The organism is Duganella sp. Root198D2 (assembly GCF_001428585.1).
GTDB lineage: Bacteria > Pseudomonadota > Gammaproteobacteria > Burkholderiales > Burkholderiaceae_D > Rugamonas.
Genome location: NZ_LMIC01000011.1, coordinates 16,376 through 37,880, shown reverse-complemented (window position 1 = coordinate 37,880; position 21,505 = coordinate 16,376). Strand labels below are relative to the sequence as shown.

The window sequence follows — 21,505 nt, the reverse complement described above, 5'->3', positions numbered from 1 at the left end:
GGGACACGCCCGATTCTTTTCCGGAGTCCCTGCGGGGGTAACATTCTGTAATAATTAGGTGAAACGCATGTTGCCGGATTAAACTGGCTTATAGGACAAAAAGGAGTTTCGCCATGAAAGCGCTAGCCATTTTGGTGGCAGCCACCAGTCTGTTGCTGAGCGGCTGCGCCACTACCCTGCACAGCAACGTTACGGTCTTCCATGAGTGGCCGAGCGACCTGCAGGACAAATCATATTCCTTCGAAACGCCTTCGCCCGGCGAGGATACGCTGGAATTCCGCAGCTACCAGAACCTGGTGAGCGGTGAACTGGCCAAGCTGGGCTTCACCCAGGCCGCTACGACCAAGGACGCCAAGCTGCGCGTCGCCATGCAGTTCAGCACCATCGACCGCCCGGTCAAAGTCCTGACCGCGAGCGACCCGTGGATGTATGGGCCAGGCCCGTGGGGCTATTACCCGCGCTGGGGCTACTACCCATACCGGTACCGCTACTACGGCTTCTACCGCCCATACTACGACCCGTGGATGTGGGGGCCGATGGAATTCCGCGAAACCATCCAGCATAACTACGACCGCAACCTGCGTGTCACCATCAATAACCTGCAGGGTAAAAAGCTATATGACGTGACTGTCCAGAATACCAGCCGCAAGCAATCGACCCCGTTGGTCATGCCGGCCCTGGTGCAAAGCGCCTTCACCGGCTTCCCTGGCGAAAGCGGAAAGGCCAAGCGCGTAGATCTTGAGCTTCAATAACTCCATCAAATCAATCGGGCAGTGGTTGCGCGCAGGCGTTTCCACCGCCTTTTTCCGTTTCCCGCGCTGGGAAGGCCTTTCCACCGGCCCTGGTGTCGTTGCGGCACTCGTGCTGCTGGTATTGGGACTGTCGGTCCTGTTCCAGCGCGTGTATATCCACGGTCCCGCGATCTTCTACTGGAAGGCTATCGCTTACGGCTGGCTGCCCTTTGCCCTGCTGCCCTTCTATGCCTTGATGGCGCGCGGCACGGGACCGAGCGGACGTCCCGGTGCGGCGCCCGACCTGGCACTGCTTACTACCTTGCTGCTGGCGCAGACTGTCTGGCTGGAACTGTTTGTAGACCTGTGCTTTACCGCCATGCTGTACAGCGGGTCGGAAGCGTGGTCGGTGCGCTACCTTGGCCAATGGGGTGCCTGGATCATCTGGGGGATTCCGGTCACCCTGATGATCCTGTCGCAACTGGTGCTGCTGGCGCGCGGCGGGCGTGGACGACGTTGGCCGCTGACGCTCGCGGCGGGCATGATGGCGGGCGTGGTGGCCCTGGGCGTGACCACGCAGCAGCCGGACTTCTGGTATCCCAAAAAGCAGGAAGCCAACAACGAAGAGTCTTCGCGCTACCTGAAACTGACTGCGGAATTGATGGAGTCACAGCCGGTGCTGCTGTCGCGCCAACTGGCGGCGCTGGCGCCGCAGCGTCCGGGCAAGGTCGATATGTATGCGCTGACCTTCGCGCCCTACGGCGATGAAGTCTTCCGCCGCGAAAGCCAGATGGTGGCGGACGTGATGTCCCAGCGTTTCGGTACTGCCGGCCGCACGCTGCAGCTGGTGAATCATTTCCAGACTGCGGAAAAACTGCCTTGGGCCACGACGGTGAACCTGCAGAAGGCAATCCGCAGCGTGGCGCGTACCATGGACAAGGATGAAGACGTGCTGTTCATCTATCTGACTTCGCACGGCGCGCGCGAAGGCCAGCTGGCGGCGGACTTCTGGCCGTTCGAGCTCACCGAGCTGACTCCATCCACGCTACGCAAGTGGCTCGACGAAGCGGGCATCAGGCATCGCGTGATCGCAGTGTCGGCCTGCTTCTCCGGCAGCTGGATTCCGTCACTGAAGGACGACGCAACCATGGTTCTGACCGCGGCCGATGCCGATCACACTTCCTACGGTTGCGGCTACAAATCGGAGCTGACTTTCTTCGGCCGCGCCATGTTCGACGAACAGCTGCGCACCCGCACGCGCTCCTTTGAACAAGCCCACGCCGCCGCGCGCGAAGTGATCCGCAAGCGCGAAGTCGAAGCGGGCAAGGACGACGGCTACTCGAATCCGCAAATCTCGGTCGGTACTGCCATCCGCGCCAAGCTTGCTACGTTTCAGTGAACGTAACGGGCAATGAAAAAGACCGCCGCTGTTAGGCTGGCCATTGCCCCGTATATTCTCCAGGTTTGCTTGTGGAGGTCTTCTTTTGTCGCGTAAATCCGGTCTGCAGATTCGATCCATTTCTTGATCCCTGTGACGTCCTCCTTCATGCTGCCAACATCCTCCCTGAGTTGCGCGACGTCTACTTTGAGTTGCCCTTGCCTGAAATTGTGACAGGAGTTGGACCAAGCACGCGCTTGAAAGTTCAATGAAGCTGCAAGGATCGGAGCGAGATATCATTGTGCCCAACACCGGACACAACGTGGAAAGTGGCGAGGCCAGGGCGGAAGCTGCGGTACAGGGCTTCGCTGCTGGCGCGGGGAATGACTTCGTCGCGTTCGGCAGCGAAAATGGTGGTGGGGGCGTTGACCTTGGCGGCGTAGCTTACCGACTCGTAGCGGTCGCGCAGCAGCAGACGCACCGGCAGCCAAGGGAAATGGTGCGACGCTGCTCCGGCCATGCTGTCGTAAGGTGCGAGCAGCACCAGCCGGTCCACAGTCTTGACACTCGCGAGCCTGGTGGCGATACCGCTGCCAAGGCTGCGCCCGACCACCGTTACCTGCGGGTGCAGTGCACGCACATGCTCGTACAGCGCCTGCGCATCGGCAAACAGGCCCGCTTCCGTTGGTTCGCCCGGCGTGGCGCCGTAGCCTCGGTAGTGCATCAGGTACAGCGTCTGGCCGGGAAAGGCAGCCTGCAATTCCGGCAGGCTGTATCCCACCGCTTCCGCATTGCCGCCGAAGTAGATCACGGCGCCAGGCCCCGGCTGCTCGCGCAGCGTGACGCCAACGCGCGCACCTCCTCCCAGCGTCAGGATCGTGCCGCCTTCAAACGCCTGGGGATAATAGATCATGCTGCGCTGGCGGAAAAACACCAGCGCGCATACGGCGACATACACCGCCAGCACCAGCAGAAGGAGCGACAGCACAAGGCGCATGGTCAGCGGTAATACGCTTCGCTGGCGAAGGTGATGAGACCGATCAGGGCCACAGCACTCAGCAGGACGATCAGCAAGCGTCCAAATTTCGGGGTGCCGTCATCGTCTTCGGTTGGGCGGTTCTGGTCGGTCATATTCACTCAGGGCAGTAGGATGGTGGAACCCGTGGTGCGGCGCGCCTCCAGGTCGCGATGCGCTTGCGCAACATCGGCCAAATTATACCGCTGCTTGATTTCGATCTTCACGTCGCCGCGCGCCACCACGTCGAACAGCGATTGCGCACAAGCCTCAAGGTCGGCGCGCGTGGCGGTGTAGTTGCCCAGCGCGGGACGGGTCAGGAACAGCGAGCCGCGCGAAGCCAGTTCACCCAGCGAGAAGTTGGCCACCGGCCCGGAAGCATTGCCGAAGCTGACCATCATGCCGCGCGGCTGCAGGCAGTCAAGCGAACCAATGAAGGTGTCCTTGCCGATCGAATCGAACACAGTGGAGACGCCCTTGCCGCCTGTGATCTCGCGGACCCGCTCAGTAAAGTTCTCCGCGTTGTAGTTGATCGCGTGGGCCGCGCCATGCTGCAGCGCCAGCGCCACCTTCTCGTCCGAACCGGCGGTACCGATCAGGTTCACGCCGAGGGCACGCGCCCATTGGCAAGCGATCAGCCCCACGCCGCCGGCCGCGGCATGGAACAGGATGGTGTCGCCCGCCTTGAGCGGCGCCGCGCTGTGGAACAGGTACTGCACCGTCATCCCCTGCAGCATCATGGCGGCCGCCGTGTCGCTGCCGATGGCATCCGGCAGCTTGACCAGCAGGCTGGCGGGCATGTTGCGCGCCTGCGCATAGGCGCCGTTGGGACGGCCAGCATACGCCACGCGGTCGCCCACGCGCACATGGCTCACGCCCTCGCCCACTGCTTCCACGATGCCGGCGCCTTCCTGGCCCAGGCCGCCCGGCAGCGGCTGCGGATACAGGCCGGTACGGAAGTACACGTCGATAAAGTTAAGGCCGATCGCCTCGTGCCGCACCGTCGCTTCGCCCGGACCAGGTGCGCCTACCTCGACGTCGACGTATTCCATCACTTCCGGCCCGCCGGTGCGGGACATGCGTATCGCCTTAACCATTACCTACTCCTTTAGTGTGTGATGAAGCCGCGCTCGCGCAGCCATTGTGTCATGCGTGGATAGTGTTCACGCGCCCAGTGCGTGGAGTTGATGTAGGCACTGCCGCCATCGAGATCGGTTTCCCACAAGCCGTGCGCGGCGCGCGGCAGCATCCACACCTGGTGATCCTTGTGGCCGCTCGCGTCCAGCGTTTGCTGGAACAGTTTCGCGCTCTTATGCACCGGCACGAAGGCGTCTTTCTCGCCGAGGATATACACCACTGGCGCATTCAGCTTCTTCAGGTCCGGCAGCGGGTCGTAGCTGTAGAAGGCGGTGCTGGTTTCGCTCGGTTTCTCTTTCAGCGTGTCGGGCACGATTTCGACCTGGCTGGCCCAGCGCGCACTCTCGCCGGCGCGTGCTGCTGCCAGCAACTCGGCGCGGTTGGCGCCGCGGCTGGTCACCCAGCGCATCAGTTTTTCCTGGTAGGCGGCGCCCGCCTTTACCTCGTCTTCACTGAATCCTTGCGCACGCAGCGAATTCTCGATGCGATAGACCTCCTGTTCGGCCGGCGGCACGGCCGACGCGGCTTGTGCGATCACGAAGGCGACTTTCTGTGAACGAATCGCTGCCAGCGGCGCCAACCAGCCGCCCTGGCTATGTCCCCATGTGCCGATGGCGTTGGCCTTGATGTCGCCACGCTTGCCAAGCAGTTCGATGCCGGCGATTGCATCGTCGGCCAGTTGCTCCATGGTGGCCTTGTTGAACTCACCGCTGGATTTGCCGACGCCGCGCTTGTCGTACATCAGCGCGGCCATGCCGTGGGCTGCGAAATAATAGGCTTGCAGCGCATAGGCGCCGCGCGGCGCGGGACTGGACATCTGCGTCAGTACAATGGCCGGGAATGGCCCCTTCCCTTCCGGCAGGACCAGGGTCCCGGAGAGGGTGACGTCGCCGTTCCTGAATGTGACTTCTTCGGAACGGAACTGCAGGCGGCGGCCGGTTTCCTTCTTGCCGGCCTGGCGCCAGATCATCTTGTTGCCCTCGAAGCGCATCGTGGCTTCGCGCACTTCGGGATTCAGGTTGCCCGCGCCTGCGTAATATACCTTCTCGCTGTCGGCGAACATGGAGGCATAGCGCCCAGTGCTCATATCGCTGTAAAACAGTTGCGGGAAGTCGCCCCACTCCGACAGCACGACCACGCGCTTGCCGGGGAATTCATAGGCGCCCAGCAGCGGCTGGTGGCGTGCGGGATCGTCGGCCAGGGTGCGGCGGAAGGCGAACCTGCCTTCCTTCCCGTTCAGGCTTACTTTGCCGGACAGCAGGCCGCCTTGCAGCTTGCCGTCGAATTGCAGCACGCCGTCAGGGCCCGGCAAGGCGAAGCGCACCTGGCTGCCCTGCTGCGCAACCGCGTCGAGCGGCAGGCCTTTCTTTTCAAAGGCGGGCATATCGACTGTGGCCTTGCCATCGACGCCGAAATGCGGCCGCAGGAAGTTGACGTCGTTGCCGACACCGTAGGTGCCGACCCAATGCCCAGCCAGCACCGGTGGCGCGGCATGCGCGGCGGAAGCAATGGCAAAGGCGGCAATGCCGCCCAGGATGATTTTCATATGCAGTCTCCCCGATTTTGTAATGAGGGCGCTACATTGCCAGCGCGCCAGGGCGCCGGCCAAGACTCATGCGACAGGCTGCGATTTTGCGGCATCAGCCTGCAATTGGGACAGCACCAGGTGGGCAGTCGCCAGGTTGGTAGCGCAAGCAACGTTATGCACGTCGCAGGCACGGACCAGTGCATTGATATCCGGCTCGTGCGGCTGCGGGGTCATCGGGTCGCGCAGGAAGATGATGGCGTCAATATGCCCGTCGACCAGCAAGGCGCCGATCTGCAGGTCGCCGCCCAGGGGGCCGGAATGCTTGCGCTCCACCGTCAGGCCTACTTCAGCAATCAGGCGGCCGCCCGTAGTGCCGGTCGCGCACAGTTTGCAGGTACGCAGGAAGGCAGCGTACTCGCGCGCCAGCGCGATCATGTCGTCTTTTTTCTTGTCGTGGGCAATCAGGGCAATGCGGGGCGTCATTTCTCTTTACCTTTCACATTCGACAGCAGGTAGATACCGGCCAGCACCAGGGCCGTCCCCGCCAGCTGCCAGCTGGTGACGGGTTCGGACAGGATGACGGCGCCAAAGAACAGCGTGGAAACAGGACCAATCATACCCGCCAGCGAAGCGGGGCCAGCGCCTATGCGCTGCACAGCGATCATGGTCATGAATACAGGCATCACCGTGCACAGGATGCCGTTCACCAGCGACAGGCCGTACACTTCCATCGGCTGCACCAGCAGGCCGGCGGGCCGCAGCAGGAAGAACTGGCCGATACAGGCGGCACTCGAGACGCACATGGCATACGACACCAGGCGCAGCGAGCCAAGGCGCTTGACCATTTCGCCTGAAGCCAGCAGGTACAAGGCGTAGGCCATGGCCGAGCCCAGCACCAGCAGCGAGCCGAGGGCCACATTGCTGCCGCCATCACGCAGGTCGTGGAAGAACACCAGTACGATGCCGGCATAGGCGGTGAGCAGCGAAATCCACTGGCTGCGCCCGATATGCTTCTTCAGCCACAGCGCGGAGGCCAGCAGTACAAAAGTCGGCGTCAGGAACAGGATCAGGCGCTCCAGGCCGACAGTGATGAATTGCAGCCCGAGAAAATCGAGGTAGGAAGACAGGTAGTAGCCGACCAGTCCCAGTCCAACCAGGCGCCAGGCATCGGCGCGGCTCAAAGGCGGTTCGGTGCGCATCTTCCACAGCGCGATGGCGGCGAAGACGGGCAGGGAAAACAGCATGCGGAAGGCGATCACCGTGACGGCGTCGAGGTGATACCGGTATAGCAGCTTGGCCACGATGGCCTTGGTGGAAAACAGGATGGCGCCGCCAATTGCGATTGCCAATCCGCCAAGATAGGCGGCACGCTTGCCTTGCGATTCCTGAGTGGCTATTTCCATGCCACCATTGTAGCGGCAAGCCGCCAGGTTTGCTGGCGGCCGCCGCGTGCCAGCTGCCTGACCCTGTGGGTCAGGCACCGGTTTGCCGGTTTTGCCGACCTTAGTACACGTTGACGGACGCCTGGCCTGCGGTAACCGCAGCGGTGGTGATCTTGGCGATCACATTGGCCGGGGCATTGCCGCCTACCAGTTTGTTGACCTGCTTGAACTGTGCCGTCAACGAGCCCGGGGTCAGCGTCACCACGGTGAACCCTTGCGCGTCGGTATTCACGTGACGCAGGTGCGGGTTGCTGTTCAGGCCTGCCAGTTGCTGCGCCAGCGGCACCAGTTGGCTGCTGAAGGTGGCGTCGGCCTTGAGGCCTGCCAGCACGGCATCCACGGTCGCATCCAGCGCCGCTTCCGGCACGCCTTTCGCACCCAGGGCCCCGCGCAGCTGCACGGTCAGCGAGGCGGCCAGCGTATCGGCGGTCGGCGCGGCCTTGCCCAGGGTGTAGTCCAGCAGGTTCAGGTCGAGGTCCACGATGCCCACATTCGGCACTGGCAGTTGCAGCGGCCAGGACACCAGCGTGGCCAATTCGGCGCCCAGGCTCTTCGCCGCATCACGCAGGTAGGTGAAGAAAGAGTCGGAGCTGGCGCCGGCCGATACCAGGTCCACCATTACCGGCGTGCCGCCGCCCGCTGCGTCGTAATCGTCGCTCACCGTGCCGGCGAAGAAGGAATGGATGTCGCCGGTCAGCGCCACCACATTGCCGATGGCATTGGTTTTCAGGTGCGACATCAGGGCCTTGCGCTCGGCATTGTAGCCGTCCCACTGGTCGCAGTTGATCAGGAACTTGCGGAAGTAAGGAGCCAATGCGGCCGCCTTGCCGGAAGCGACCACGATTGGCGATGCCGCTTTGTTGGCCTGGATATCGGGCTTGATGTAGCCAATGGCGATGCCCTGGGCCGCGGCTGTAGCCTGCGCCGTGGCGTCGCCCGCGGCCTTGGCCACGTTCTCCGCCTGGCCGAACGCCAGCACGGCGACGCCGGCCTGGGTCGAGGTCAGGCCAGCGCCGACGGCCGCGGTCAGGCGTGCGCTGGTATCGCCGCCGCCGGCTGCCACGCCGGCTATGGCCATGGCGGCGCCACTCGCCACCGAAGCCGAAGCGCCGGCAGTCATTGCAGCCACAATGGCAGCGGCCACCGGCACATTGCCGCCGGTCGAACCGATGGCGGTGTCGCCGATAGTTTTGGCCAAAGTGCCCACGGCCTGCAGTGCAATCAGGGTCGCAATGGCGTCGGTGCCGTTCATGCCCATGCGCAGCAGCGATACTTCATTGCCCCACAGTTTCCAGGTCGCGCTCGAAGCCTTCATGGTCGACTTCCACCAGTCGCGCTGGGTGGCGCCCAGCATGCCGGCCACGGACAGCGGATCGGCGCCGGCCGCGGTGGCGGCCGCCATCTTCTGCGCTTCGACGCCGTTGTACAGGTCCTGCGCCACCAGATAGCGCGCGCCAATGCTGCCCAGCGGCAGGCCGGTGGCCGGGTTGGCCATCTGTTCCGGCACCACGTGGTCGGCGCGGTAGAGGCGTTCATCGGTCATCACCAGCTGCATCAGCTTACCGAACTTGAAGTCGCGGTAGATCTTGATGTTCTGGAAGCCGGTGGCCGCGCTGTCGAGGGTAACGTCGGCCGGCATGAATTCGAACCAGGCCTGGTTGGCGCTGCGGCGGCGCGGCGTGTCATGTTTCTCGCCCTCGGCATAGGTCTGGGTATCGCCCCAGCAATCGTCGCTGAACTCATGGTCGTCCCAGATCGCGATGAAGGCGAAGCGCTCGTGCACCGCCTGCAGGCGGGTATCGGTGCGGTAGGTCTTGTACAGGTAGCGGTAGTCGGCCAGCGTGGTCGCGTATTTCGCGCCCGAAGCGCCGTTCTTGAACGTGCCGTCCGGCAGCTTCAACTCGGCATGGCGTTTTTCGACGGAGCCGGCCTGGAAACCCTCGCCCACGGTCTCGTAAATGTAATCGCCGAGGTGGACGATGAAGTCCAGTTTTTCATTTTTGGCAATATGGTCCAACGCGCCCCAGTGGTTGATGCTCCAGTCCTGGCAGGTCAGGTAAGCAAATTTCAGCTGGTCGACGCTGGCATCGGCTGCCGCTGCGGTCTTGAAGCGGGCCACATTGGAACGCACGTCGCCGGCGGTGAACTGATAGAAGTAGGCGGTGTTCGGCAGCAGGCCGGTGACCTTGTGGCGGATCGTGTTATCGAAATCGGCGTTCAGCTCGATCTGCGCATCGACCACCGTGGCGCCTTCAAGCGCCTTGTTGCCGCCCAGGGAAGCGGTATTGTCGGCCGCGGTGACCTGCACGCGCACCGTAACGCCGCTCTTGGCGGCGACCGTCGCCACGTCGTCCAGGGAAGTCGGCACCACGCGGGTCCACAGCATGATGCTGTCGGCGCGCGGGTCACCGGAGGCTACGCTTTGCGGGAATTTCCAGTTGGCGCCGGTCGCGGGCGGCAAGCCAGGTGCCGGCGCGGGTGAATCGCTGCCGCCGCCGCAGCCTGCCAGGCCGCCAGTAGCAGCCGATACCGTAATAAAGCCGCCCAATTTGATAAATTGCCGACGATCCATATGTCTCCTTCATGATAAAAGTTTATTGTTTTACGATATTAACTTTACAAGCAGATGAATTAGCCCTGAGGAAAGCTACTAAACATGCCGGCACCCCTTGCGGAAGCACTTTTGGTCGCGCCGGCGCGACAATTTCAGAGAGGTACCGGTATGCTAGAATGTCGCCCTCGATTGGATACCGTCTAAGGAAGATTGAACATGGCTGGACACAGCAAATGGGCCAATATTAAGCACAAAAAGGCTGCAACGGACGCGAAACGCGGCAAAATCTGGACGCGCCTGATCAAGGAGATCACGGTGGCTGCACGCATGGGCGGCGGCGACCTGAACTCCAATCCGCGCCTGCGCCTGGCAGTCGACAAGGCCGCTGATGCCAATATGCCGAAGGACAATGTGAACCGCGCGATCACCCGCGGCACCGGTGGCGGCGACGGCGCCAACTATGAAGAAGTTCGCTACGAAGGCTACGGCATCGGCGGCGCGGCCATCATCGTGGACTGCATGACCGACAACCGTGTGCGTACCGTGGCTGAAGTGCGCCATGCATTCAACAAATACGGCGGCAATATGGGCACCGAAGGCTCCGTGGCCTTCATGTTCCAGCACACCGGCCAGTTCCTGTTCGCACCGGGCACCGACGAAACCAGGCTGATGGACGCAGCGCTGGAAGCCGGCGCCGAAGACGTGGTGACCGACGAAGAAGGCGGCATCGAAGTACTGTGCGGCCCGCACGATTTCGCTGGCGTGAAAGACGCGCTGGAAGCGGCAGGCTTCAAGGCCGAAGTGGCGGAAGTGATCATGAAGCCAGCCACCGAAACCGTATTCACCGGTGAAGACGCGGCCAAGATGCAAAAGCTGCTGGACGCACTGGAAAACCTGGACGACGTCCAGGAAATCTATACCAACGCTGTCATCGAAGAATAATCCTTATGAAGATCCTGGTAGTCGGCTCGGGCGGCCGTGAACATGCTTTGGCTTGGAAACTGGCGCAGTCGGAACGCGTACAGATGGTCTATGTTGCGCCTGGCAACGGCGGCACCGCGCGCGATGTGCGCCTGGAAAACGTGCCGATCACCGACCTGGAGGAACTCGCTGCCTTCGTCGAGAAAGAGCACATCGGCCTGACCGTGGTCGGCCCGGAAGTGCCGCTGGCTGCCGGTATCGTCAACCTGTTCCGCGCGCGCGGCCTGAAAGTATTCGGCCCGACCAGGGAAGCTGCGCAGCTCGAGTCCTCCAAGGACTTCGCCAAAGCCTTCATGAAGCGCCACGGCATCCCGACCGCTGAATATGAAACCTTCGCCGATGCCAAGGCGGCCCACGCCTACGTGGACGCCAAGGGCGCGCCGATCGTGATCAAGGCCGACGGCCTGGCCGCCGGCAAGGGCGTGGTGGTTGCCATGACCCTGGAAGAAGCGCACGGCGCAGTCGACCACATGCTGTCCGATAACGCCTTCGGCGACGCCGGTGCGCGCATCGTGATCGAAGAATTCCTGGCCGGCGAAGAAGCCTCCTTCATCGTCATGTGCGACGGCAAGAACGTGCTGCCGCTGGCCACCTCGCAAGACCACAAGCGGCTGCAGGATAACGACCAGGGCCCGAACACCGGCGGCATGGGCGCCTACTCCCCGGCCCCGATCGTGACCCCGGCCATGCATGCGCGCGTCATGCGCGAGATCATCATGCCTACCATCCAGGGCATGTCCAAAGACGGCATCCAGTTCACCGGCTTCCTGTACGCCGGCCTGATGATCGACGCTGCCGGCAACCCGAAGACGCTGGAATTCAACTGCCGCATGGGCGACCCGGAGACCCAGCCGATCATGTCGCGCCTGAAGACCGACCTGCTGGGCGTGATGGAACACGCCGTGAACGGCAGCCTGGACCAGGTGGAACTGGAATGGGACCGCCGCACCGCCGTTGGCGTGGTGCTGGCAGCCGCCGGCTACCCGGACGCACCGCGCAAGGGCGACCATATCCACGGCATTCCGGCTGAAACGACCGATTCCGTGACCTTCCACGCCGGCACCATCGACGATGCGGACGGCAAGCTGGTCACCGCCGGCGGCCGCGTACTGTGCGTCGTCGGCCTGGGCGACAACATCAAGATGGCACAGAAGCAGGCTTACGAAGCGGTCGAAAAGATCGGTTTCGAAGGCGTGCAGTTCCGCCGCGATATCGGCTGGCGGGGTTTGAAGCACTAAAACCGGTAAACCAGGGTCCGACCCAAGGGTCGGACCCGCGCGTGCCAACGCCGCGGACTCCGGAACAGGCGGGTCTGACCCTTGGGTCAGACCCAGCTTTACCGGTTTAGAAGAAGAGAGCAAAAGAAGAAATGACCGCCCCCGCCCCACAAGACGTCAAAGCCTGGCTGCTTGGCCTGCAAGAGCGCATCATCTCCGCCCTGGAGGATGTGGACGGCAAGCCATTCCTGCGCGATGCGTGGGAGCGCCCGGAAGGCGGCGGCGGCATTTCGCGCCTGATCGAGGACGGCAATGTGTTCGAGCGCGGCGGCTGCAACTTCAGCCACGTAACGGGCGCCAAGCTGCCGCCATCGGCCTCGGCGCACCGTCCCGATCTGGGCGGCCAGCCGTGGGAAGCCATGGGTGTATCGCTCGTGCTGCACCCGCGCAACCCCTACGCACCGACCGTGCACATGAATGTGCGCTTCTTCAGCACCGCCACTGCCGACGGCAAGCCGGTATGGTGGTTCGGCGGCGGCATGGACCTGACGCCGTATTACGGCAACAAGGAAGACGCAAAGCACTTCCACGCAACTTGCCGCGACGCGCTGCAGCCCTTCGGCGACGAGCTGCATCCAAAGTTCAAGCAATGGTGCGACGAGTACTTCTACCTGAAGCACCGCAAGGAAGCGCGCGGCGTGGGCGGCATCTTCTTCGATGACTTCAACGCGCTCGGCTTCGAAAAGAGTTTTGACATGACACGCAGCGTAGGCGACGCATTCCTGGCCGCCTACCTGCCGATCGTGAAAGCCCGCAAGAACGCACCCTACGGTGAGCGCGAGCGCGACTTCCAGGCCTACCGCCGTGGACGCTACGTCGAGTTCAACCTGGTGTTCGACCGCGGCACCCTGTTCGGCCTGCAGTCCGGCGGCCGCACGGAAGCGATCCTGATGTCGATGCCGCCGGTGGTCAAATGGCGTTATGACTGGCATCCGGAAGACGGCAGCGCGGAAGCGGCGCTGTACTCGGACTTCCTGCCGCACCGCGACTGGCTGGCCGAGTGAAACGCTGCATCGCACTGCTGGGAGGCAGTTTCGATCCGGTGCACAACGGCCACGTCGCGCTTGGCAAACAGTTTGTCCAGCTGCTCAATGCCGATGCATTGCTGGTGATTCCGGCCCTGCCCTGGCAAAAGGGCGTGCTGGTGGCGACGCCGCAGCAGCGGGTGGATATGCTGACTTTGGCCTTTACCGGCCTGCCCTGCCCGGTCACGATCGACTGGCAGGAACTGGCGCGCGGCAGCGCCACTTATACGATCGAAACGCTGCGGGCAATCCGCGCCGACGTGGGGCCCGACGTAGCGCTGGCCTTCCTGATGGGCGCCGACCAGCTGCAGCGACTGAATACCTGGCACGAATGGCGCAACCTGTTCGACCTGGCCCACTTCTGCGTGGCGGCCAGGCCCGGCTTCGAGCTGGACGACGCCCACGTGCCGGCCGAGGTGGCAGCTGAATTCCAGCGCCGCCTGGCCACGCCGGAGCAGGTCAGGAACACCCCGGCGGGCAGGACCATGCTGGCGGCCGATTTGGCCGTCGACATCTCGGCCACTGCCATTCGTGCTGCATTACAACGGGGGGATGGGGCGAACTCGCTTCTGCCACCGGTAGTGCTAGACTATATTGAACAACATAATTTGTATAAGAACTAAATAATGGATATCAAAAAACTGCAAACCCTCGTCGTGGACGCCCTGGAAGACGTGAAGGGCCAGGAAATCGTCGTATTCGACACCACCGGCTTGACCAGCCTCTTTGACCGCATCGCCATCGCTTCCGGTACCTCCAACCGCCAGACCAAGGCACTGGCTGCCTCGGTGCGCGACAAGGTCAAGGAAGCCGGCGGCGACGTGATCGGCATCGAGGGTGAAGACACCGGCGAATGGGTGCTGGTGGACCTGGGCGACATGATCGTCCACATCATGCAGGCGCCGATCCGCGCTTACTACCGCCTGGAAGAAATCTGGGGCGAAAAGCCGGTGAAACTGGGCGCCGCCAAGCGCAAGTCGACCACTGAAGGCAAGGAAGCGGCCGCCAAGGAAGCCACGCCGAAGAAATCCGGCCACCTGGCCGCCACCAAGCCTGCCAAAGCCGCCGAACCCGTGATCGAGAAGAAGACGGCTGCCAAGAAGCCGGGCACCGCCAAGGCAACCGCCGCTGCCGGCGCCGTAGCGAAGAAAGCTGCCGCCAAAAAGGCTGCGCCGAAGGTGGTCGCACCGGAAGGCAAGAAAGTGAAGGTCGCTTCCACCAAGACCGCCGAGGCAAACGTCAAGGCCGCCAAGGAGAAGAAAGCCGCCGCCGCCGCCGCAACGCCGGTCAAGACCGTCATCAAGCGCCTGAAGAAGGCTGCAGCGGCTGAGTAAGCCCCGTGCAGCTGATTATCGCTGCGGTCGGCCACAAAATGCCGGCCTGGATCGAGAATGGCTTCACCGAATACGTGAAGCGCATGCCGCCGGAATTGCGCATCGTGCTGAAGGAAATCAAGCCCGTCGAGCGTTCCGGCAGCAAGACCGCCGCCACCGCCATGGCCCTGGAACGGGAGCGCATCGAGGCGGCATTGCCGAAATCGGTGCGCATCATCGCCCTCGATGAGCGCGGCAAGGACCTGACCAGCGTGGGTCTGTCCCAGCAGCTGGAGGCCTGGCAGCAGGATGGCCGCGATACCGCCTTCCTGATCGGCGGCGCCGATGGCCTCGATCCGGGGCTGAAAGCCAAGGCGGAAGGCTTGCTTCGCCTGTCCAGCCTGACCCTGCCGCATGGCATGGTGCGCGTCATGTTGGCCGAACAGTTGTACAGGGCGTGGACAATTACACAAAACCACCCTTATCATCGTGTCTAACCCTTAAGGCATCTGATGAAACTGGTCGAAAAGAAGATCTACCTGGCTTCCAAGAGTCCACGCCGGCGCGAATTACTGCGCCAGATTGGCGTGGACTTTGAGTTGCTATTGCTGCGCAACGACGGCCCGCGCGGGCCGGACGTCAGCGAAAACGTCCATTCCGGCGAGGAGCCGCTGGTGTATGTCGGCCGGGTGGCCCAGGAAAAAGCCGATTTTGCCTGGGACATGATCCAGCGCCGCCGCCTGATCCTGCGTCCCATCCTGGCGGCCGACACCACCGTCACCATCGACGGCGACATCCTCGGCAAGCCGGCCAATGTGCGCGAGGCTAGCGACATGCTGCACAAGCTGTCGGGCCGCACCCACCAGGTACTGACTTCGGTGGCCGTGCATTCGCAGGACTTTTCCGGCCATATCACCCAGGTCTCCGAGGTCCGCTTCGGCAAGCTGACGGAGGCCGAAATCAAGACTTACTGCGCCACCACCGAGCCTTACGACAAGGCCGGCGGCTATGGCATCCAGGGCCTGGCCGCCCTGTTCGTTGAACACATCGAAGGCAGCCACTCCGGCATCATGGGCCTGCCGCTGTATGAAACGGCGCAACTGTTGCGCCAGGCAGGATTGAAACTCCCCTGATGAACGAAGATATCCTCATTAATATCACCCCGCAGGAAACCCGCGTTGCCCTCATCATGCAGGGCGCCGTGCAGGAACTGCATATCGAGCGCACGCTGACGCGCGGCCTGGCGGGCAATGTCTATTCCGGCAAAGTGGTGCGGGTGCTGCCCGGCATGCAGTCGGCCTTCATCGACATCGGCCTGGAGCGCGCAGCCTTCCTGCACGTGGCCGATATCTGGGAGGCGCGTCCGCATGACGGCGCCCAGAACGCGACCCCGACCCCGATCGAAAAACTGCTGTTCGACGGCCAGGTGCTGACCGTGCAGGTGATCAAGGACCCGATCGGCACCAAGGGCGCGCGCCTGTCGACCCAGATCTCGATTGCCGGCCGCATGCTGGTCTACCTGCCGCAGGACGGCCATATCGGCATCTCGCAAAAGATCGAGAAGGAAGCCGACCGCGAAGCCCTGCGCGCGCGCATGCAAGGCCTGCTGCCGGACGACGAAAAAGGCGGCTACATCGTGCGCACCCAGGCCGAAGACGCCTCGGACAGCGACCTGCAGGCCGACATCGAATACCTGCGCAAGACCTGGGGCGCGATCTGCCACGGCGCGCGCACCCGCCCGCCGACTTCCCTGCTGCACCAGGACTTGAACCTGGCGCAGCGCGTGCTGCGCGACTTCGTGCACGACGAGACGGCAACCATCCAGGTCGATTCGCGCGAGAACTTCCTGGCGCTGACGGAATTCAGCCGCGTCTACACGCCGTCGGTCCTGTCGCGCTTGCAGCACTACACCGGCGAGCGCCCGCTGTTCGACCTGTACGGCGTGGAAGAAGAAATCCACCGCGCGCTGGGCCGCCGCGTCGACCTCAAGTCCGGCGGCTACCTGATCGTCGACCAGACCGAGGCCATGACGACCATCGACGTCAATACCGGCGGTTTCGTCGGCGGCCGCAATTTTGCCGACACCATCTTCAAGACCAACCTGGAGGCGGCGCATGCCATCGCGCGCCAGCTGCGCCTGCGCAACCTGGGCGGCATCATCATCCTCGACTTCATCGACATGGAGAACAACGAGCACCGCAACGCCGTGCTCGCGGAACTAAAGAAGGCACTGGCGCGCGACCGCACCAAGGTGTCGGTATCCGGCTTCTCCGCGCTGGGCCTGGTGGAGATGACCCGCAAGCGCACGCGCGAATCGCTGGCCCACATCCTGTGCGAACCCTGCCCCGCCTGCGAAGGCAAAGGCCAGGTCAAGACCTCGCGCACGATTTGCTACGAGATCCTGCGCGAGCTGCTGCGCGAGGCCAAGCAGTTCAACCCGCGCGAATTCCGTATCCTCGCTTCGCAGGAAGTGGTCGACCTGTTCCTCGAGGAAGAGTCGCAGCACCTGGCGATGCTGGGCGACTTTATCGGCAAGAAGATTTCACTGCAGGTTGAAACCAGCTACCACCAGGAACAGTACGACGTCATTCTGATGTAGTCCTGATCGGCACGGCGCCATGGCGCGCCAGGATGGCCTGCCATGCCGGGTCGCGCTGCAGCTCCTGCACTGCCGCCGCGATGCGCCGCGCGGTCCTGGGCGGCAAGCTAGGCGACAACAGGATATGGCGCAGGAAGTCGCCGCCCGGTTCCGGCGCTGCGACCAGCTGCTGCAATTCCGGCGACGCCTCTGCCAGCGCGCGAAAATGCAGGCGATTCACCACGGTAAAATCAATGCGGCCGGCCAGCAGCTTACGCAGGTTGTTGGCCTCATCGCCGACCTCTTCGATATGCAGCTCGCCGCGCCGCTCCATGCTATCCAGGAAACGGTAAACGTGGCCGCGCACAGCGCCAAAGCGCATTCCCCGCAACGATGCCGGCAGATCGCTGGCAGGGACATTCCCGGCCTTGAACAGCACTACATTGTGGTCCAAGAACAGGGGTGCGCTCCAGTCGTAACGCTTGGCCAGCGCCTCGTCGAGGAAGCCTGGCGACAGGAACAGCGCAATTCCATCGATCCTTTTGTTGGACCGTCCCGCCATTGCGAGGAAGCGGGCGCGCGGCACATTTTCCAGCACGAACTGGTCTTCGCCCATGTGGCGGTTCAAGGCCGACACCAACTCAGCGGCCAGTCCCCTTCCATCCGCTTGTACGAAGGGCGGATTCAGGTAGGTGTTATAGGCCGTATAGGTTGCAGCTACGCCCCAGGCGGGCCAGGCCAGCAGCAACAGCAAGCCATTGCGAAGCAGGTTTGGCATGCTCCTATGCTAGCCCGAAAGTGCAAGAAATGCCGAAAGTTACCTTGCAAATATAAATGTTCCGATTTGCATATTAACAATTCTCTTGCTGAACACAAACGGATTTAGCGTTACCATCGTGGAACAAATGGCAGCGATGAACTGTCACAAAGTCCGGGGAGATCACGATGAAGAACATGAAAATTGGCGCACGCCTTGGCCTGGCCTTTGCCGTGGTACTGCTGCTCCTGGCCGTGATGACGGTGGTCGGCATCATGCGCCTGCAAAGCGCCAGCGCGAAGACCGAGGCCCTGGTGGCCGAAAATGTGCGCAACGAGCGCCTGGTGGCCGAGTGGCAGAAGGTGGTCGAAGTCAATGCTGCCCGCACCACGGCGGCATATATGGTGTCCGATCCGGAGCAGCAGAAGTCCATCGAAGCGCAAATGAAGGCCGCCTCCGGCCGCGCTACCGAAATCCAGGACTTGCTGGCCAAGCTCCTGGCCCATCCCGCATCGCGCAGCGCCTACGAAAAAGTGCTGGACAACCGCAAAGCCTATGTCGAACAGCGCAAGGCCGTCTACAAAGCCAAGGCCGACGGCGATAAGGAAACGGCGCAGCGCCTGTTCGTCGACATGGAAGCGCGCCGCGTCAGCTATCTGGGCGCGCTCGATGAAGTGACGCAAGCCGAGCATCGCAACCTCGATGCGCTGGCCGCTGAAATCCAGGCCAGCAACCGTAGCGGCCGCAACCTGCTGATCATGCTGGGCATGGCGGCTGTCACCCTGGGCGTGGGCTTCGCCTGGCTGACCACCCACTCTATCGTCAAGCCGCTCAACCAAGCCGTCAAGATCGCCCAGACCGTAGCGGATGGCGACTTGAGCCGCCGCATCGAAGCGCACGGCGAGGACGAAGCGGGCCAGCTCCTGAAAGCCCTGAAGTCCATGAACGACAGCCTGGCCGGCATCGTCAGCGAAGTACGCCACGGCACCGAGAGCATCGCCACCGCTTCGCAGCAGATCGCCTCCGGTAACCACGACCTGTCGGCGCGCACCGAACACCAGGCCAGTACGCTGGAACAGACAGCATCGTCGATGGAAGAGCTGACTTCCGCGGTGCGTACCAATGCCGACAATGCGCGCACGGCGCGCGAACTGGCCGCCACCGCCTCCGACGTGGCGACGCGCGGCGGCAGCGTGGTGAGCGAAGTGGTTCACACCATGGGTTCAATCAACGCGGCCTCGACCAAGATCGTCGACATCATTGGGGTCATCGACGGCATCGCGTTCCAGACCAATATCCTGGCGCTGAATGCCGCCGTGGAAGCGGCGCGCGCCGGCGAACAGGGGCGCGGCTTTGCGGTGGTGGCGAGCGAGGTGCGCAGCCTGGCGCAGCGCAGCGCGCAGGCGGCCGGAGAGATCAAGGCATTGATCAACAACACGGTGCAGCAGGTGCAGGCCGGCAGCGAACTGGTGAACCAGGCCGGCAGCACCATGGATGAAGTGGTGGCCAGCATCCAGCGCGTCACCTCCATCATGTCGGAGATCGCGTCCGCCAGCAGCGAGCAGACGGTCGGCATCGAGCAGGTCAACCAGGCGATCGTGCAGCTTGACAATGTGACGCAGCAGAATGCCGCGCTGGTGGAACAGGCGGCAGCGGCGGCCAGCGCCATGCAGGACCAGGCCGGCCGTTTGACCGGCCAGGTCGGCCGCTTCAAACTGGCCTGATTACTTCCTCTCCACTGCCGGCGGCGATGCCGTCGCAGCGCCCACGCTGAAGTAGCCATCGAAGCGGCGGTCGTTGCCGCCGAAGCCGATGCTCCGGGCAGGGGTGGCGCCAGTGGGCTCGTTACCGGCGAGCGGACTGGCATCGCAATACGGCGAGCACGTCCATGCGTTGCCGCGCGTGTAGCGGGCGTTCAGGCTGAGAACATTCTTCGACCTGGCCTGGATGTACTGGCCGAATGGAACCGAAGCGTAGACATCGCCCTTGCCAGCCGATACTTGTGCATGGACCCCGCCCACCAGGACCAGGTTGTAGCCGTTTTCCAGCCGGTGCTGCAGGAAGTTCTCCCCCATCCCGGCATTGATATCGGCGACGCCATACAGCGGCGCGAAGCCGACCACCTGCACGCCTTTCAGTGCACGGTGCAGTTCCAGCATGGCCCGGCTGGTGCGGCCATCAAGCCTGCGCCAGCGCGGCGACGACAGCAAAGCGGCTTCATCGATCTCGCCGCGAAGATATTGCGCCGTGTGCTCGGTGTCCGAAGCGTCGAATTCCAGGAACACCCTGACCGGCTCGCCGTGCTCGACGAACTCGCGTACGCAAGCCGAGAAGAATGCAGGAATCTCATTGGTGCCGTGCATCTCGCCGAAAATGACCGTACCCGACTGCGGCAAGCGTTCCTTCAAGGCGGCATGGCAGTTCGCCTGTGCAGTTGGCATGGCGCATACCAGCGCAGCAAGCAATCCAGGCACATAAAGTTTCTTCATACGTCGCGCTCTCTTGGTTTGTTAAGGTGTTTTTTTGCGGAACGCGGACGAAATCCGGTCCCGCGGAATTAGCAAGAGCCCAGGGCAGTCGCCGTTCGCGGAATCGTCACCCTATGCCTGCGCCTTATTTGATAAAACGGGCGTAAATCCAGCCGGCCATTGCTGCCACGCCGACAGTCGCAAAGCGGGTCAGCCAATCCCTGCTGCGCTGCCGGCTGGCCATCTTGCGCGATAGCTCCGCAGCTTCCGCAATCAAGCCGCTGTCGTCGGGGTGATGGTAGGTTTGGTCTGGGGCACGATAGGTTTCGAGTTCATCGCCCCGTACGCGGGCACCCAGCAAGCCGGCAAGGTCAATCATCAGGCGCAGGAACTCCTCGCTGGGGCTCTTGGCCCACAGTTCTCCATCTTCCAGCAACATGATCTCACTCTCGCCGTCCCTGGCCGGCTGGTAGACCTGGGGGTCCGGCTGCGCGTCCCCGTCGAATGCGAGGCGGCCGGACATCCGGCCGACCGCCAGCGACACCTCCTCCAGCCGGATGGGATCGGAAGCAGTGCGCAAAATTGAGATGTGATAGCCCATACGGGCCGAGTATAGCGTTAATGTTTAGGCAATATCCTATCGAAAAATCACAGTCAGGATGCTGGCCAGCGCCTGCGGCTGTTCGAGGGGAATCAGGTGGCCCGCGTCGGGCACGGTCACCAGCTTTGCGCCGGGAATGCCGTCGGCCAGTTCGCGCGCCTCTTCGGCGCGGCGCAGCTGGTCTTGGGCTGCCGCAACCACCAGGGTCGGACATCGGATATCGGGCAGGCGGCCGGTATCGGCCTCGCGCACGATCAGCGACTGGCGCACGAAGACCTCGCGGCCGAGGCGTTCGCCCATCAGGCGCACCTGCGTCAGCAGCGCTTCGTTGGCGGAGTTATCCGGGTGCAGCGATTGCGCGATGGCGGCGCGCCCCAGGCCGCGGAAGGTGCCGATCGGCCTGGCGCGGGCTGCCTTGCTGCGCTGTTCAACCTGCAGCGGCAAATCGGCCCGGCTGGAAGTGGCGACCAGCGCCAGCGACTGCACGCGCCCGGGTGCCAGCCGCACCACTTCGCGCGCGACGTAGCCGCCCATCGAGAAGCCAAGCAAGCTGAATTGCGGCGGGCAGTGCGCCAGCACGGCCTGCGCCATGGCGGCGATGGAATCGCCTTCGGCCAGGCTGGCGAAATGCAGCGGGAGTGCGGCAGGCAGGAACGGCAGCATGCCATCCCATAAGGCATCGTCCAGCATGTAGCCGGGAATCAGGACCAGCGGTATCAT

22 protein-coding genes are annotated in these 21,505 nt (G+C 63.1%); 11 read left to right on the top strand and 11 right to left on the bottom strand.

Annotated elements, in window-relative coordinates; genetic code table 11:
• The first annotated feature begins 113 nt into the window (after nt 1–113).
• Both ASE26_RS11850 and ASE26_RS11845 read left to right on the top strand, forming a co-directional pair.
• Nucleotides 114–752: a DUF4136 domain-containing protein gene (locus ASE26_RS11850; RefSeq protein WP_057246291.1), complete on the top strand. Its 639-nt coding sequence runs from the start codon at nt 114–116 to the stop codon at nt 750–752.
• Nucleotides 739–2,130 carry a C13 family peptidase gene (locus tag ASE26_RS11845; protein WP_057246290.1) on the top strand — a complete coding sequence of 464 codons (1,392 nt, stop codon included), beginning with the start codon at nt 739–741 and terminating at the stop codon, nt 2,128–2,130. Before ASE26_RS11850 ends, ASE26_RS11845 begins: the two co-directional genes overlap by 14 nt.
• A gap of 244 nt (nt 2,131–2,374) precedes the next feature.
• Here the strand turns inward: ASE26_RS11845 and ASE26_RS11835 are convergent, their stop codons facing one another.
• From ASE26_RS11835 to ASE26_RS11810, 7 genes are all read right to left on the bottom strand, one after another.
• On the bottom strand, nt 2,375–3,097 hold the full coding sequence (locus tag ASE26_RS11835) for an alpha/beta hydrolase (protein ID WP_229208144.1): 723 nt from the start codon (nt 3,095–3,097) through the stop codon (nt 2,375–2,377).
• Between the two features lie 11 nt (nt 3,098–3,108).
• Complete coding sequence (locus ASE26_RS31830; RefSeq protein ID WP_255356996.1) at nt 3,109–3,240, bottom strand: hypothetical protein; 132 nt, start codon at nt 3,238–3,240, stop codon at nt 3,109–3,111.
• 6 nt (nt 3,241–3,246) lie between these two features.
• Nucleotides 3,247–4,221 carry a quinone oxidoreductase gene (locus ASE26_RS11830; RefSeq protein ID WP_057246287.1) on the bottom strand — a complete coding sequence of 325 codons (975 nt, stop codon included), beginning with the start codon at nt 4,219–4,221 and terminating at the stop codon, nt 3,247–3,249.
• Nucleotides 4,222–4,232: 11 nt separating this feature from the next.
• Nucleotides 4,233–5,807: a S9 family peptidase gene (locus ASE26_RS11825; protein ID WP_057246286.1), complete on the bottom strand. Its 1,575-nt coding sequence runs from the start codon at nt 5,805–5,807 to the stop codon at nt 4,233–4,235.
• A 66-nt stretch (nt 5,808–5,873) separates the two neighbouring features.
• Entirely contained in the window at nt 5,874–6,272 is a 399-nt protein-coding gene (locus ASE26_RS11820; RefSeq protein WP_055929862.1) for a methylglyoxal synthase, read from the bottom strand.
• Nucleotides 6,269–7,192, bottom strand: a complete 924-nt coding sequence (locus ASE26_RS11815; protein ID WP_055929859.1) for a DMT family transporter — start codon at nt 7,190–7,192, stop codon at nt 6,269–6,271. Before ASE26_RS11815 ends, ASE26_RS11820 begins: the two co-directional genes overlap by 4 nt.
• A gap of 100 nt (nt 7,193–7,292) precedes the next feature.
• On the bottom strand, nt 7,293–9,803 hold the full coding sequence (locus ASE26_RS11810) for an alkaline phosphatase (RefSeq protein WP_057246285.1): 2,511 nt from the start codon (nt 9,801–9,803) through the stop codon (nt 7,293–7,295).
• 198 nt (nt 9,804–10,001) lie between these two features.
• Between ASE26_RS11810 and ASE26_RS11805 the strand changes: the two genes are divergently transcribed.
• The 8 genes from ASE26_RS11805 to rng all read left to right on the top strand — a co-directional run bounded on the left by ASE26_RS11805 (nt 10,002) and on the right by rng (nt 16,980).
• A complete protein-coding gene (locus tag ASE26_RS11805) occupies nt 10,002–10,727 on the top strand; it encodes a YebC/PmpR family DNA-binding transcriptional regulator (RefSeq protein WP_055929854.1) in 726 nt (241 codons plus the stop codon).
• Between the two features lie 5 nt (nt 10,728–10,732).
• A complete protein-coding gene (gene purD / locus ASE26_RS11800) occupies nt 10,733–12,004 on the top strand; it encodes a phosphoribosylamine--glycine ligase (RefSeq protein WP_055929853.1) in 1,272 nt (423 codons plus the stop codon).
• Nucleotides 12,005–12,135: 131 nt separating this feature from the next.
• On the top strand, nt 12,136–13,047 hold the full coding sequence (hemF, locus tag ASE26_RS11795; RefSeq protein ID WP_055929850.1) for an oxygen-dependent coproporphyrinogen oxidase: 912 nt from the start codon (nt 12,136–12,138) through the stop codon (nt 13,045–13,047).
• Nucleotides 13,044–13,691: a nicotinate-nucleotide adenylyltransferase gene (gene nadD / locus ASE26_RS11790; RefSeq protein WP_156397973.1), complete on the top strand. Its 648-nt coding sequence runs from the start codon at nt 13,044–13,046 to the stop codon at nt 13,689–13,691. Before hemF ends, nadD begins: the two co-directional genes overlap by 4 nt.
• Before the next feature lie 3 nt (nt 13,692–13,694).
• Entirely contained in the window at nt 13,695–14,402 is a 708-nt protein-coding gene (gene rsfS / locus ASE26_RS11785) for a ribosome silencing factor (protein ID WP_055929844.1), read from the top strand.
• A 5-nt stretch (nt 14,403–14,407) separates the two neighbouring features.
• The gene (gene rlmH / locus ASE26_RS11780; RefSeq protein WP_055929840.1) at nt 14,408–14,878 is read left to right on the top strand and encodes a 23S rRNA (pseudouridine(1915)-N(3))-methyltransferase RlmH; all 471 of its coding nucleotides are present in this window, start codon (nt 14,408–14,410) and stop codon (nt 14,876–14,878) included.
• 15 nt (nt 14,879–14,893) lie between these two features.
• Complete coding sequence (locus ASE26_RS11775) at nt 14,894–15,514, top strand: nucleoside triphosphate pyrophosphatase (RefSeq protein WP_055929838.1); 621 nt, start codon at nt 14,894–14,896, stop codon at nt 15,512–15,514.
• A complete protein-coding gene (rng, locus tag ASE26_RS11770) occupies nt 15,514–16,980 on the top strand; it encodes a ribonuclease G (protein ID WP_055929835.1) in 1,467 nt (488 codons plus the stop codon). The genes ASE26_RS11775 and rng overlap by 1 nt, the downstream gene beginning before the upstream one ends.
• Here the strand turns inward: rng and ASE26_RS11765 are convergent.
• Nucleotides 16,967–17,737, bottom strand: a complete 771-nt coding sequence (locus tag ASE26_RS11765; RefSeq protein ID WP_055929831.1) for an ABC transporter substrate-binding protein — start codon at nt 17,735–17,737, stop codon at nt 16,967–16,969. The two genes, rng and ASE26_RS11765, sit on opposite strands and share 14 nt — an antisense overlap.
• 167 nt (nt 17,738–17,904) lie before the next feature.
• On the opposite strand from ASE26_RS11765, the gene ASE26_RS11760 reads away from it, so the two are divergent.
• The gene (locus ASE26_RS11760) at nt 17,905–19,440 is read left to right on the top strand and encodes a methyl-accepting chemotaxis protein (RefSeq protein ID WP_055929828.1); all 1,536 of its coding nucleotides are present in this window, start codon (nt 17,905–17,907) and stop codon (nt 19,438–19,440) included.
• On the opposite strand, the gene ASE26_RS11755 is transcribed toward ASE26_RS11760, so the two are convergent.
• The 3 genes from ASE26_RS11755 to ASE26_RS11745 form a co-directional block, all read right to left on the bottom strand.
• Nucleotides 19,441–20,205, bottom strand: a complete 765-nt coding sequence (locus ASE26_RS11755; protein WP_055929827.1) for a hypothetical protein — start codon at nt 20,203–20,205, stop codon at nt 19,441–19,443.
• A gap of 124 nt (nt 20,206–20,329) precedes the next feature.
• A complete protein-coding gene (locus tag ASE26_RS11750; protein ID WP_055929823.1) occupies nt 20,330–20,785 on the bottom strand; it encodes a hypothetical protein in 456 nt (151 codons plus the stop codon).
• Nucleotides 20,786–20,821: 36 nt separating this feature from the next.
• Nucleotides 20,822–21,505 (bottom strand): alpha/beta fold hydrolase, encoded by a 684-nt coding sequence (locus ASE26_RS11745; protein ID WP_229207122.1) that lies wholly within the window; start codon nt 21,503–21,505, stop codon nt 20,822–20,824.

What these genes read in the sequence shown, in the direction of transcription:
- purD (WP_055929853.1), top strand. Translation starts at nt 10,733, where the DNA reads ATGAAGATCCTGGTAGTCGGCTCGGGCGGCCGTGAACATGCTTTGGCT.
- ASE26_RS11815 (WP_055929859.1), bottom strand. Translation starts at nt 7,192, where the DNA reads ATGGAAATAGCCACTCAGGAATCGCAAGGCAAGCGTGCCGCCTATCTT.
- ASE26_RS11760 (WP_055929828.1), top strand. Translation starts at nt 17,905, where the DNA reads ATGAAGAACATGAAAATTGGCGCACGCCTTGGCCTGGCCTTTGCCGTG.
- rng (WP_055929835.1), top strand. Translation starts at nt 15,514, where the DNA reads ATGAACGAAGATATCCTCATTAATATCACCCCGCAGGAAACCCGCGTT.
- hemF (WP_055929850.1), top strand. Translation starts at nt 12,136, where the DNA reads ATGACCGCCCCCGCCCCACAAGACGTCAAAGCCTGGCTGCTTGGCCTG.
- ASE26_RS11775 (WP_055929838.1), top strand. Translation starts at nt 14,894, where the DNA reads ATGAAACTGGTCGAAAAGAAGATCTACCTGGCTTCCAAGAGTCCACGC.
- ASE26_RS11850 (WP_057246291.1), top strand. Translation starts at nt 114, where the DNA reads ATGAAAGCGCTAGCCATTTTGGTGGCAGCCACCAGTCTGTTGCTGAGC.
- ASE26_RS11825 (WP_057246286.1), bottom strand. Translation starts at nt 5,807, where the DNA reads ATGAAAATCATCCTGGGCGGCATTGCCGCCTTTGCCATTGCTTCCGCC.
- ASE26_RS11805 (WP_055929854.1), top strand. Translation starts at nt 10,002, where the DNA reads ATGGCTGGACACAGCAAATGGGCCAATATTAAGCACAAAAAGGCTGCA.
- ASE26_RS11820 (WP_055929862.1), bottom strand. Translation starts at nt 6,272, where the DNA reads ATGACGCCCCGCATTGCCCTGATTGCCCACGACAAGAAAAAAGACGAC.
- ASE26_RS11810 (WP_057246285.1), bottom strand. Translation starts at nt 9,803, where the DNA reads ATGGATCGTCGGCAATTTATCAAATTGGGCGGCTTTATTACGGTATCG.
- ASE26_RS11750 (WP_055929823.1), bottom strand. Translation starts at nt 20,785, where the DNA reads ATGGGCTATCACATCTCAATTTTGCGCACTGCTTCCGATCCCATCCGG.
- ASE26_RS11830 (WP_057246287.1), bottom strand. Translation starts at nt 4,221, where the DNA reads ATGGTTAAGGCGATACGCATGTCCCGCACCGGCGGGCCGGAAGTGATG.
- rsfS (WP_055929844.1), top strand. Translation starts at nt 13,695, where the DNA reads ATGGATATCAAAAAACTGCAAACCCTCGTCGTGGACGCCCTGGAAGAC.
- ASE26_RS11755 (WP_055929827.1), bottom strand. Translation starts at nt 20,205, where the DNA reads ATGAAGAAACTTTATGTGCCTGGATTGCTTGCTGCGCTGGTATGCGCC.
- ASE26_RS11745 (WP_229207122.1), bottom strand. Translation starts at nt 21,505, where the DNA reads ATGATACCGCTGGTCCTGATTCCCGGCTACATGCTGGACGATGCCTTA.
- ASE26_RS11765 (WP_055929831.1), bottom strand. Translation starts at nt 17,737, where the DNA reads ATGCCAAACCTGCTTCGCAATGGCTTGCTGTTGCTGCTGGCCTGGCCC.
- ASE26_RS31830 (WP_255356996.1), bottom strand. Translation starts at nt 3,240, where the DNA reads ATGACCGACCAGAACCGCCCAACCGAAGACGATGACGGCACCCCGAAA.